This window comes from Janthinobacterium sp. SUN073, from assembly GCF_030397665.1.
Taxonomy (GTDB): Bacteria; Pseudomonadota; Gammaproteobacteria; order Burkholderiales; family Burkholderiaceae_D; genus Janthinobacterium.
The window spans coordinates 256,342-269,028 of the sequence record NZ_JAPUBT010000005.1 but is presented as its reverse complement, the minus strand read 5'-3'; the positions used below and the strand labels follow the sequence as shown (position 1 = coordinate 269,028).

Here is a 12,687-nt window from a genome sequence, read left to right as displayed (position 1 = left end):
GACTCAATATGCCAACTTCGATGCCTGCCCCAATACTGACCTCCTTGACTTCCTTGACATCCCTCGCCAGCGTCGGCGACTTGCTGGCCCTTGAAGCGGCCAGCGATTTGCCGCTCGATGGCGTCGCCAATACCTACGACTTGCTGCGGCGGGGCGCGGCGCTTGCGCCCGATGCGCCGGCGCTGTCCTTTTTCATGCGCGCACAAGACTATGCGCATGCCCATGTCTGGAGCCATGCCGAGAATCTGGGGCAGATCACGCGCGCGGCGAATATGTTCCGCAAGCTGGGCCTGGAGCGGGGCGAGCTGGTCGCCTTTATCCTGCCGAACCTGCCGGAAACCCACTGGACGATATGGGGCGGCGAAACGGCCGGCATCGTGATGGCGATCAATCCCATGCTGGAAGCCGGCACCATCGGGCAATTGCTGCAAGCCGCGCAGCCGCGGCTGGTGGTCACCGTGGCGCCCGCCAGCGGCCAGGAACTGTGGGACAAGGTGGCGCAAGCCGTTGCCGGTATCGCCAGCCTGCAAGCCATCGTGGCCGTGTCGACCGAACACTATGGGACGGCGGCGCAGGGCGCAGGCGAGGCCGCACCGCAGCAGGTCGACTTGCCCGTGCACGATTTCCACAGCCTGCTGATGCGCGAAAGCGCGCAGCAGCTCGATTTCGCCGCGCCGGCACTGGACGATGTCGCTTCCTACTTTTGCACGGGCGGCACGACCGGCATGCCAAAGATCGCCGTGCGCACCCATCTGACGGAAGTGGCCAATGCGCTGCAGGTGACGGCCGTGATCGGCGATGCGCTGATGGGCCCGGGCGACACCATGTTTTGCGGCTTGCCCCTGTTTCACGTGAATGCGCAGCTGGTGACGGGCTTGTCGAGCTGGAGCCACGGCGGCCATGTGCTGCTGGCCACGCCGCAAGGCTACCGTGCGCCGCAGCTCATTTCCCTGTTCTGGGAAATCGTCGCCCACCACCGGGTGGTGGCGTTTTCGGGCGTGCCGACGATTTATGCGGCGCTGCTGCAGGCGCCCAGCGCGGGACTGGACCTGTCCTGCGTCAAGCTCGGCATCTGCGGCGCGGCACCCATGCCGCAGGAACTGTTCAAGCGCTTCATGGATACCTTCGGCATCCGCATCGGCGAAGGCTACGGCTTGACGGAAGGCGGCTGCGTATCGACCCTGAACATCCCGGGCGGCGATTACCGCTATGGCTCGATCGGCTTGCGCCTGCCGTGGCAAGGCGTGCGCATCGCTATCCTCGATGCGCACGGCGCCCACGTGCGCGACGCGGTGGATGACGAAGTAGGGGCCTTGCTGATCCGGGGGCCGAATCTGTTCAAGGGCTACCTCGATCCCGTGCATAACCGGGGCATCTGGGTAGCCTGTCCGGATGGGGAGGGCAGCCAGCAGGACTGGTTCAATACGGGCGACCTGGGCCGCATGGAAGCGGACGGCCATGTCTGGCTTGCGGGCCGGACCAAGGAATTGATCATCCGCGGCGGCCACAATATCGATCCGAAGTGGATCGAAGAGCCGCTGTGCCGCCATCCGGCGGTGGCGCTGGCCGCCGCCGTGGGACGGCCCGATGCCTATGCGGGCGAGCTGCCCGTCGCGTATGTCCAGCTGCACCCGGGCGCGACGGCCACGCCGGAGCAGCTGCAGCAATTTGCGCTCGAGCACATACCGGAACGGGCCGCATTGCCGAAAGCTATCCATATCATGGCGGCATTGCCGACCACGACGGTGGGGAAAATCTTCAAGCCCGACTTGCTGCGGCGCGAAATCCTGTCCGTCGTGCAAGCGGAGGCCAGCGCCTTGCAGCTTGAGCTGCTGACGCTGGAAGCGCACCCCGATGAGCGGCACGGCACCGTCATCGAATGGAGCGCCGCAGGCGACACGACGGCATTCCAGGCCGCGCTGGCGCGCTATACCTTCCAGCACCGGGCGCGGGCGCTCTAGCCTATGGCGGACCGCCAAGCCAGCGCCTTTTCCATCGCCACGCTGGCCAGGCTGATGCCGCTGGGGTGCGCATACGCTTGCCCGCGCATGGCAACAAAACCGGCGGCACGGTAAAACGGCACGGCGTTGAACGACGCGGACAGCTGCAGGCGGACTATGCCGCGCCCGCGCGCCAACAGCTCCAGCGCCGCCAGCAAGCGCTTGCCGATGCCCAGGCCCGCACGGGCCGGATCGACGAATACGGCATCGACTTCCTGCTTGTCCAGGTCCAGCATGGCGTAGCCGGCAATGGTCTCGCCCTGCATCGCCACGATGCCGCCCATACGGCGATCTGTTCCGGCGCATAGTGGGCGGCACAACCGACGCGCACGGCCACCGTGCGCAAGGCCCACAGGGCGTCGATGTCAAGGGGCAGGGCGTGGCGCAGGGTGATGGGCATGGACGCTTCCAGGCAAAAGGATCATGCTGTCACTGCGCCGGCTTGTCCGGATCGATGTAGTACGAACCCGGCGGCGCACCCGGCACTTTCACCCGGAACTTCAAGCCGGACAGCAGCTTGTCCCACAAGGCGATGGCCTCTTCGTCCGTCAGCGACGCGGCTTCGGCGGCGCCGACCATGTTGTGGGCGACTTTGGTGTACATCTTGACTTCCAGCACAGATGGATTTGCGATGTCTTTCGGTTTGCCTACCAATGCCCATTCAAAATCATGTACTCCATCAGGGCGCAGGATGAGTGACTCTTCCCCCTTCCAATGCTGAACGTCCCGCTTCCCTTCGCGTAACAAGTTCCGCTTGGGATAAGTCGCTCCCTGTATGTCTTTTGCACTCTGTATGCGGTTGAGCAAGGATAATTCGCCACGCAGGCGCTTCTCAAATTCTTCTGAAGAGTAATCGCCGTATGCATCCTTGTTGGAACTCACCGAAAAAGTCACATCAGGAATACTTGGAAAATGAATTCCGACGTTATCAATCTCTTGCTCTTTATATAAACTTTCTGCCAGGAAGCCATGTTCGAAGCAAACGCCAGGATCTGAAGGAATTTCCTCCGTATCACGCAACCGTATGTTTTTTGCGAGAAGCAGTTGTCGACGAGAAATTTCTTCTTCTCGTTCACCGATATCCACATCTACAGCATCTCCAGCAATAAATGTAAAATCTCCTTTTGTAATATAAGTTTTAAAAAATAGAAATTTCATTTCCTTTGCATGAATACTGTTGTAATAGCGTAATTGCCAACTATTTTTAATTGGCCCTTCAAGGTTGTATGTTATTTCTGCGCTTTTATTTTTTTTAAAAATTTCTTCTATGTCTTTTTTTATTTTATAATGTAAATTATCTGGTGTTATTTTTTCAACATCAATAGTATTGGTTCCAATAATAAGTTTTGATTCGACTGGAACTTTCAAGGCGTAGCGGCCGAAACATAATAATTTAGTTTCTGAAAACATTTTTTCTAATCGCCCATTCAATTTCGTTTTTTCAGACACGATTTCCTCCTTGATCATAGAATTTTTTGTGCAGGAAATTATCGGGGAAAATATGAAAATTATTAAAATATATTTAATAAAAACTGGTTTCATTTTTTATCCCAATTTGCTAATTTTGCAATTTGAATTATGGAGTAAAGCATAGATGCGAGCACGTTTTTGTTCAAGTAACTATTTTGGTGTTCATAGCCGCCACCATCTGCTAATCCATGACGAAAAATATTTCCTGTAATATGGCGGGCAGACCGGATTGCTGGAACTGTTTCATCTCCAAGTTCTTTTGCAGGCTGCAACTTGAGTTTTAGTATGTGTGACCCTGCTTGAACGGTTAGGGTTCCTTTTGCATCATCGTTGGTTAGTTTCCATTTCTCTGCATGAGGAGCAGTAAATTTCTTAAAAAAATCTGTCAGTCCACCACCCATACCGTTAGTAACTTTGAAGATTACCTCGCCATAAGATAGGTAGTCTTTTGATTCACAGTAACTAGCGTATGTTTGTTTGTGGAAGTATTTTTCGATGGACTGTGAAAATGCAAAAGCATCTTTTATTCGCTGGGTTACATTTTTTAGTCCGCCACCTTTTTCATTGGAAATGTTCGCTGGATTTACCCACATTGGATTAATAAGGCGCCACCAATTATTGCTTGGTCGTAGATAAATGCTATCGAGTGCGTTCTGGCCTTCTTGCGGCCAGCTCCATAAAATTCGATCTTTGTCGTCCACGACTTTAAGCCAATTCGCTCCGTAGGCAACGCCTGGCATCATTTCCAATGCAGCTGGAGCATTTGCTACCATTGCAGTTGCATGCTCTCCGTCAATTCCCAGAACTTGTGCCGTTTTTTTATTGAATGGGCCAGATTTTTCCAGAAAACCGAAGCGCATACGTTTATAGGCGCTTGCGGCACCTATCGACGGCATGACGTTATGATAGACGCCAAGTACTTTTACTTCCTTGTCGTTAACAAGATTTCCATAACTTGGATGCATTAAGGTGCGGGCAAGCAAACCTCCCATGCTATGTGTGACGAGAATGACCTCTTCGCATTTGAATCCGCAGCCCACATAGCCTTTGACAAGTCCACGTATCCGCTCAGCGATGACGCCAGCAGAGGTAGCATTGCTCTGCAAGAAGTTGTAGCCCATGGCGTGAACAGGATACCAGCATGGAGATATTTTTTTTAGATCAGCCTCGGTAATTGCAGTACCGGATGTGGCACCGAAGGCGCTGGGTGCTTGTAGCACTAATTTTGAAATTTCAGGATATGGACCTTGATTTTTCTTAGAGTGAATATCTCTTATCTGCCAATGGGGGAGAATATTTTTGTCTTTGATAATGTTATTCATGAAAAATTCCGCAGTCTTTAGCATTTCACCATAAGCCCCAATAAAAAGTATCTCGCTCCAGCCGCGCCAACGTGCAATTTGTGCCGGTGTTTCACGCAAGGCTGGGGGTAAGGAGGTATCTACTATTCCTGGAATATTGTACTTTGCATTCTCTTTTATTTTTCTTGGACTAATGGCAATCAATGGCGGCACTCCAGCAAAATCATGTGGAATGTTGGTGTGACGAAAATCGGAAAGTCCTGTGATGTTGCCACTTGGTTCAAATCTTCCTTGATTTGTGCTGTAAATATAATATTCGACCTCGGTTTCATTTGGATCGAGGGCCATCTGTCGATCTCTCGGTGATGCATTTTTATACCATCCACCGATGCCATAACCTTCTACGACACTCCATTTTCCGGCCACGCTCATCATGTCATCTGGCCTCCAGGTGATGTTATCGCTTTTGTCCAGCTCTTTCTGGCGTACCTTGCTCATGCGTAAATTACTACCCATCACGCCTGGTAAAAAGATGATAGGAATTATTTTCCCAGGAGGAATGGTTACGTCATGACGAATCGTGTCGTTTATTTCAGTCATACTGACGGTGTACTCAGCCCATCCGCCAACAGTCTGCCGAAATTCGCCTTGGTGATTGCCGTGTTCATTCAGATCCGTATCGTCACTCATGGAAGTTCTCCCTTATAGCGTATGGTGTAGCTATCCATGCCGTCTCCTTTCTGTACTGGGGTGAGCCCGTCACTGCTACTCTTTTCACTGATTCTGTGGCCATCTTCGCGTATTAACTCAAAAGCTATATCGGGAGCTGGTGTGCCATCGACTTGCAGCAGTCGAACGGCCTGATCAAAACGCGCTACTGGCCTCTCATTAAATTCCTGCGACACGCTCTTCGGCGCCAGGGTTTCCAGGTTGCCGTTGAAGAGCACGGGGGATGAAGTGAAGAACTGCACCTTGTCGCTGATTTCCAGCATGTGGTTGGCGCCGTGCAGGCGTATGCCTTTCTTGCCCTTGATGTTGACCCAGTCCGCTTCGCTGATCAGCGACAGCACTTTCCGGGCGAGGATTTCCACCTCGTCGCTGTGCGCTTCGATGGACACCTTGCCGCTGGCGGCGATCAGTTTCATGCCGGCCTTGTGCACGAACAGGCTGAAGCTCCTGGCGATGCTGGCAAACATGCTGTCGCCGCTGGCGAGTGAAATATGCTTGCTGCTGCTGAGCGCCACATGCTCGCTGGCGGCCAGGTGGACGGACTGGGCCGTGCTCAGTTCGATGCCGGCCGGGCTGGCCAGCAGCAAATGTGGCTCGGACAGTTCCGGGAAATCGTCGCCGGCGCCTTTGATGGCGGCGTTTTGCCGCTGGATGGAATCGGCCACGGCGCCCTGTTGTGCGGCGCTGTCTTGCGCACCCGCGTCGACAGCCATGCCGGCCAAGCCTTGCTGCAGTTGGCGTGCCTGCGCCAGGCGGGCTTGTGCTTCGTCGAGCTGTTTGACTGATCCCGTTCCTGTTGATGTTTCTGTGGTGATCAGCATGCCTTTGGCTGCGCGCAGGGCGCCCCAGGCGTTGCTGGCCAATTCAAAGCCGACGCCGCGCGCTTCCTTGCGTCCGGCGTTGTCGTCGATGCGGGTGATGTTGCCCAATGACAGACGGCTATCCTGGTGCTCGCTGCGCAGCTGTGCCTGGATCGCGCCCTTGGTGTCGTCGAGCACGAGATGGTTGGCGCCGCGGGCGCCCAGTTCGCGGCTGCGCAAGCCGGACAGGGCACGCTGCTGTGGCAATTGCCATGGCGGCGGATTGGCGCTGTTGTAGACCACGCCGATGACGATGGGATGGTCGATATTGCCGTCCTGGAATTGCACGACGACTTCCTGGCCTACACGGGGCAAGGCGATTTGTCCCATTTGCGGCCCCGCCATCGGCATCATGACTCTTATCCATGGCGAGCTGCGTTCATCGAATGTACCCAGGCGGTCCCAGTGAAATTGCAGGCGGATGCGTCCCAGGGCATCGGTATGGACTTCCTCCCCGGCCGGCCCGACCACCAGCGCCGTCTGCACGCCGGCAACGATGCATGGCGTGCTGTTGTAGCCACGGCCCGGCCGCCAGCGGATGTCCCGGCGCACGCACATCATATTGTTGACATAGTGGGAGGGGGCGTTCGGGCCAACCTGATAATTATTGCTGGCGCTATGCAGCACTGACAGGATCAGGTAGTCGCGTTCGGCAATACTGTCAGGGCGTTCCTGGCCAGGCTGGTAGTGTTTTTCCTCGGCGCTGAAATGCCCATCGAGGCGGAAACAAAGGCCGGGCTGTGCGCCACGATGATTGCCGGCCGCCTCGAAATACTGGCGCAGATGGTCGCTTTCTTCCATGCGGCGTTGTGCCAGCGATTCCCCATCATCGACATTCTTGTAGCCATAGGCGCCCGTGTTTTCGTACAGTTCGTGGGCAAATACATCACCCTGGCGATTCAGGGAGTAGCCGCTGGCAAGGCGTGGCTGCGGATTTTTATAGTCGAAACTGGCCAAGGTCAGCTGCCCGGAGCCGATCCGGCGCACGGCTTGCCACTGTTGCAGACCATCGTCTTCCATGGAACCCGATTCGGAGTGGAAACGCATGGCACCGTCGCCGGCTACCGTGGCGATCATGTCCGCCAGGGTGCTGTTGTCTGCGAGCCACAGCGTATGCCCATCGGCGCGGTGTTCGTACCAGTAATGCCAGCCCAGCGCCTCCCAGCGCCGGTGCAGGTGGTTGTAGTCGGTTTCATTGTGCTGATTGGCGCAGGTGAGCTGCGGATCGTCGCCATGGATGCTGGTTTTCCAGTCGCGCTGCCCGTAGTGGGCAAAGGTCGTCTCGGTCAGCTGCATCACGCTTTGGCCATGAAAGGACACATTGTCCTGACGCAGCCGGGCAAAGGCCAGCCACGGTTGCAGCACCATGCGGTACCATGCAAAGCCGCCATCGGCGCGCAGCAGGCAAAACTCGCCCACATAGCCGTTAAAGTGGCGCAGCGTGCCATCGTCGCGCAGCATGGAAATGGTCACCATGCGGCCCATCATGGCCTTGAGTGCGATGTGCGCGTCATCGGACAGCAATTCGGCTTCGAAACGGAAGTCGCGCGATACCTCTTCCCTGGCAGTGAGCGAATTGACCAGCAGGATGGCGCCGGCCGGCCCATCTTCATGGGGGAACTCGATCTTCAGCAAGCGCCGCTCTTGCGCGGCGAGGTCGAAGGCCGATAGTGCCGCCTGGATGCTTGCATGCATGGCCTGCCTCCGTTATAGCGATGTGATCAGGTGGGCGCCGCAGGCGGTGGCATCGCCGTCATAGGCATACGGCTTGCCCATGTGTTTTGCGCCGGCGCCGTCCGGCGTGATGGGAAAGTTGCCCTTGCACTTGGGGCAGAAGGTTGTGTCATCGGCCAGCGCCGCCGTCTTCCCCATCACGGTGGTGCCGGATGATGCGCTGGTGACCTTGCCGCCATGATCGGTTGCGTCTCCGAGCCGGATGACGCCGCGTCCCGCATGTTTCATGCTTGCCTCGCTTTCCAGGGATGACTGCTCAAGCCAGTTGCAGCAAATAACGTACTTCGGCGCCGCCTGCCTTGCCTTGTGCTGTTTGCAAGAACGTCGTCCAGCCAAGGCGCCGTCTTTCTGACGGGTTGGCGCTCAGGAGCAGGGGGGTAATGCATGGCGGACTCAATATCAGCCGCACTTCATATTGCAAGTCCGGCACGCCAAACAGCGTCAGCATTTTTGCCAGTGCCGCCGCACCTGCGCTGCGCGGCAAAAAGCGTTGCAGGCTGGCGGGATCCAGCGGGCCGAGATGCAGGCAGATGCGCCTGTCCTGGCGCCACAGCCGCAGGCCCAGCGTTGCGCCGCGCGCCAGCGTAAAATTGACACTGCCTAACAGGCTGCGCCGGTTTTTTTCCAGATAGTCCCAGCCACCGACAAATGGTTGCAGGGTGACGGGGACGCCGCAGTATTCGGCCAGCACGCGGCCCATCGCTTGCGCGGAGACGGGACGGCAGCGCAGCAGACCCGCGTACCAGGCCGCGACGTCCTGCGTCACGGCATCCGGTTCGGCCCTCGGCGGCAGCGCAGTGCGCCGCACGCCGCCCAGTGCCAGCAGCAAAGGCAGTTGTGCATCTTTTGCCTGGGTCTGCAGCGTCGATTCCAGCCGATACTTTTCCCACGCCTGGTAATACAGCGCGACCATGCGGTGCGAAAAGATATCGAGGAAGGCCGAGACGCCGGCATCCTTGCTCGACAAGCGGTAGGCGGCGATGCGTTCCGAGTGATGCAAGGGCAAGGTGCCGCCAACGCCCAGAAAACGCATGAACGTCGGTATCAGGACCAGTTGTTCATTCTCGTCAAGCGAGAGCTGTTCGATTTCACTGGCGGGGAAACTCAAGGACAAGCTGTTTTTGAAGCGCAATACCTGGCTGAAAGCTTGCACATGGGATACGTTCTGCTGACGTAGCCAGCACAGCAGAATACGCACCGCCTGGATGAACTGGTAGCGGTATGGCTCGGCCATCAAGTGGCGCATCACACCAGATTCTGCAGTCCGCTTCTTGGTTTGCATCGGATCAGCTCCTCTCCGCTTTGCAGTGACAGCACCACCAGTTCGATGAAACTGTTGATTTGCACGTACAGCCCAAGGAAGTGATCGATCACTTGCACAAACAAGTGCATGCCGCTGCCGACGAACGCTTCCTCGTCCAGCGTGATGCGCACCTCCACGCCATGTGCCAGCGAGGTGCCGCGCTTGTGCCGCAGCCATGTCGTGGTCGGCGAGTGCGCCAGCGCGGCGATGCCGCCGATCTGGCGTTGCGAGCTTGCCGATTGGGACAAGTCATACAGCGTGAGCATTTCGCGCAGCGCCGGCAGCCCCTCCTGGACCAGCGCGTGATGATTCAGCGCCAGGTGCGAAATCAGGCGCCAGTGCAGGCCCGCGCCAGGCGAAAAGCGGCGCGGCTGGCTGGGGCGTCGCAGCATGTGCAGCATGGGGCCGCCGCCGCACGGTTGCAAGTCTCCTTGCGGCTGGCCGTATTTGAGCGACAGCGGGAGATCGCGGTTGCTGCACGTCAGCGACAGCGACAAGCTGGCCTTTTCATGGATCAAGGGATTGAAGTCGCTATCGACCAGCGTGATTTTCTTTTCATGACCAGGACTTTTGATGGCCAAAGCCGTATCGTGGCGCATGACCCAGTAATGGTCTTGTTGCGCCGTGCCCTCGCCATGGCGCAGGCTGTACAGGGGGCGAAATTCGCTCAGCGTGCTTTCGCCTCCCCGTTGGCGCAGCAAACGCACCGCATCGACGGAGACGACTTCATAGCCATGCGCATGGGTAGCATGGGCCAGCACGGAGTAGTCGGTTTTTTGCCGGGTGACGGAAATCGGCACGCCTTCCTGGCGGAAGAGATTGACCGCCGGACTGCAGCCCAGCCTCAAATTTTCGCTGGAAATGCTGGACAACATGCGCGCCGTAGCGGAATCGGGCCGCAATCCGGCCATGCACAGATGCAGGGTAAAGCGCCGGCAAGCAGGCGGCAGGGCCGCACTCAGCGCAGCGATATCGATATCAAAGAAATTGAATTTTTCCGGATACGCAAAATACTCGCTCAGCACGCGGTAGGCGGGCTGCGAACGCGCACCGAAAGGTATCAAGCCATCCGTGTCGGCGAAGCCGACGGGCGTCACAGGCACGGCGGGCAAGGCCATCCATTGCAGCGCGTCGATCGACACGAAAGCGCAGACTGTATGCATGAACAAGGCATCGCGCAATGCGGCGGAAAAAGACGCTTCGCCATCGATGAAAACGCGCAGCGATGCGGGTGCCGCGTCGAGATGCCGGATGCCGATGTTCAGCGAGGAAGTCGCTGATGCTGGCAGGCGTACGCCTGGCGGTGCCTTGATCATGGCGTCGAAAGCCGCGCTTTCCAGTGCCGATGCTCCTGTCGTCAGGTCGTAGACCGTCTTGAAGCGGCAGCGCACGCCGCGCACGGGCGTTGCATCCATTTCACTGCCGGCCGGCAGGTGCAATAGGCCCGCTCCGGCCGCCGGGGCGGGCTGGTGCACGATCGTGCACGATGGAAAGGGCCGCAGATAATGCGGGAACAGGGCTTCGAACAAGGCTTCGGTAAATTGCGGATAGTCGTCATCGAGCCGTTTTGAGATGCGCGCCGCCAGCATGGCCACCGATTCGATCAGGTGTTCGACGTGCGGATCTTCGCAAGACTCGCCGGACATGTGCAATTTGCCGGCGATTCTCGGATAGCGCTCGGCAAACTCCCGGCAATGCCGCCGCAGCATCACCAGCTCGCGTTCGAAATACGGCAGCAAATCCTCCATCTCTTTTTTCCTGTGTCTTTGCGGTGGAATGGCCAGTATCCGAGCGTTTTCTCAACGGTAAATTGCGTTTGCGCAAGTAATTGAACAGGTTGCTGCGCAACATCAAGGGCTTCCAGGCTAACAACATCAGACTGGCAAGGCAGCAAGATTCCAACGGTCAACATGGAGAACGCAATGACATTGCCATCCAAATTACTTTGGTCCGAAGGCCTGGCCATCGGCCCCCAGCAATTCCAGCAACTGGACCGCTACCATGAAGCGCGCCTGCAGCGTCTGGCCTCGTTGATTAATCCCCATTTATGGGGCGTGCATGGCGTCAGCTGGAATGCGGATGCACTGGCCAACAATAGCCTGCGGGCGGATGCCATGTCGCTTGTCTTTCAGGATGGAGAGCTGTTTGAGGCGCCGCTTGGCGATGTATTGCCCGGTGCTGTGGATCTGTCCAAGCTGCCTTCCAGCGAACATAGTTTTACTTTTTATGCCGCGCTACCGGCGCTGCAGGCACATGGCGGCAATGTGAGCTCCGCAGGCGCGCGCTATGTCCAGGCCGATATCGAGACTCCGGATCTGTACAGCGAAGCAGTCAGCATCGAGGTGGCTTACCTGAAAAAACGCGTGTACCTGCTGTCGCAACTGGACCCCCTGAATGATTACTTTGCCATCCCGGTGATTCGTCTGTACCGTGCCGGCAACGGCGGCTTCGAAGTCGATACTTCCTTCATTCCACCTGGCCTGACCATCAGCGCCGAGTCTACGCTGCAGAAAATGCTCGAGTCGCTGATCGACCGCATGGGCGCGAAAATTGAAGCGTTGTACAGCCGCCACCGCCAGCCCGGTAACCATACGGTGGAATTTCATGGCGGCGATGTTTCCTCGTTCTGGATGCTCAATACCTTGAGCACGGCCAGCGCCACGCTCAGTCATTGCGCCAGTTACCGGCGCCACCATCCCGTGTATTTGTTTGAAAAATTGATGGCATTGGCCGGTGGCTTGATGACGTTTTCGAAAAAATACACACTGAGCGATTTGCCGGCCTATTCTCACGATGATGCGGCTCCCGGTTTCGGCAAGCTCGATGGCATCATTCGCGACCTGATCGATACGGTGCTTCTGTCGCGCTACTTCCCGATCGCGCTATCGAACGACGCGCAACAAAACACCCACTATCACGGCTTGCTCGATGCCAAGCGGATTGACCGTCAGACCGAACTCTGTCTTGCGGTAAACGCCGATATGCCGGCGCTGGAACTGGTCGCCACGGTGCCGTTGCAGTTCAAGATTTCATCTCCGGACAATATCGAGCTATTACTGGGCCGGGCACTTCCGGGTGCCGAGTTGCGTCATATGGCCCAGGTTCCCGCTGAAGTGCCGGTGCGGCCCAATACGTATTACTTTTCGATCGAGAACAAGGGCAGTATTTATGACAGCATGATCAAAGCCCAGGCGATTGCGATTTATGTGCCGTCCGGCATAAAAGGACTGAAGCTGGAATTATTCGGTATCAGCGGCACCGCCGCGTAACGATGCTGGGTGTGGTGAGCG

The 12,687-nt window shown here is 57.1% G+C and carries 9 protein-coding genes; 2 read left to right on the top strand and 7 right to left on the bottom strand.

All coding sequences use genetic code 11. The features are described 5' to 3' along the window. Positions 1-53: 53 nt before the first annotated feature. Positions 54-1,961 carry an acyl-CoA synthetase gene (locus tag O0882_RS16205; RefSeq protein ID WP_289949555.1) on the top strand — a complete coding sequence of 636 codons (1,908 nt, stop codon included), beginning with the start codon at positions 54-56 and terminating at the stop codon, positions 1,959-1,961. On the opposite strand, the gene O0882_RS16200 is transcribed toward O0882_RS16205, so the two are convergent. From O0882_RS16200 to tssF, 7 genes are all read right to left on the bottom strand, one after another. Further along, on the bottom strand, positions 1,958-2,284 hold the full coding sequence (locus O0882_RS16200; protein WP_289949553.1) for a GNAT family N-acetyltransferase: 327 nt from the start codon (positions 2,282-2,284) through the stop codon (positions 1,958-1,960). The two genes, O0882_RS16205 and O0882_RS16200, sit on opposite strands and share 4 nt — an antisense overlap. Before the next feature lie 145 nt (positions 2,285-2,429). After that, complete coding sequence (locus O0882_RS16195) at positions 2,430-3,449, bottom strand: T6SS immunity protein Tli4 family protein (protein ID WP_289949551.1); 1,020 nt, start codon at positions 3,447-3,449, stop codon at positions 2,430-2,432. An 89-nt stretch (positions 3,450-3,538) separates the two neighbouring features. Further along, positions 3,539-5,461 (bottom strand): hypothetical protein, encoded by a 1,923-nt coding sequence (locus tag O0882_RS16190; RefSeq protein WP_289949549.1) that lies wholly within the window; start codon positions 5,459-5,461, stop codon positions 3,539-3,541. After that, the gene (locus tag O0882_RS16185) at positions 5,458-8,055 is read right to left on the bottom strand and encodes a type VI secretion system Vgr family protein (RefSeq protein WP_289949548.1); all 2,598 of its coding nucleotides are present in this window, start codon (positions 8,053-8,055) and stop codon (positions 5,458-5,460) included. The genes O0882_RS16190 and O0882_RS16185 overlap by 4 nt, the downstream gene beginning before the upstream one ends. Before the next feature lie 12 nt (positions 8,056-8,067). Next, a complete protein-coding gene (locus tag O0882_RS16180; protein WP_289949545.1) occupies positions 8,068-8,322 on the bottom strand; it encodes a PAAR domain-containing protein in 255 nt (84 codons plus the stop codon). 28 nt (positions 8,323-8,350) lie between these two features. Then, the gene (tssG, locus tag O0882_RS16175) at positions 8,351-9,340 is read right to left on the bottom strand and encodes a type VI secretion system baseplate subunit TssG (protein ID WP_289949542.1); all 990 of its coding nucleotides are present in this window, start codon (positions 9,338-9,340) and stop codon (positions 8,351-8,353) included. Further along, entirely contained in the window at positions 9,340-11,145 is a 1,806-nt protein-coding gene (gene tssF, locus O0882_RS16170; RefSeq protein WP_289949541.1) for a type VI secretion system baseplate subunit TssF, read from the bottom strand. Before tssF ends, tssG begins: the two co-directional genes overlap by 1 nt. 174 nt (positions 11,146-11,319) lie before the next feature. Here tssF and tssK point away from each other — a divergent pair, with 174 nt between their 5' ends. Next, complete coding sequence (gene tssK, locus O0882_RS16165; RefSeq protein WP_289949539.1) at positions 11,320-12,666, top strand: type VI secretion system baseplate subunit TssK; 1,347 nt, start codon at positions 11,320-11,322, stop codon at positions 12,664-12,666. The last annotated feature ends 21 nt before the right edge of the window (positions 12,667-12,687 follow it).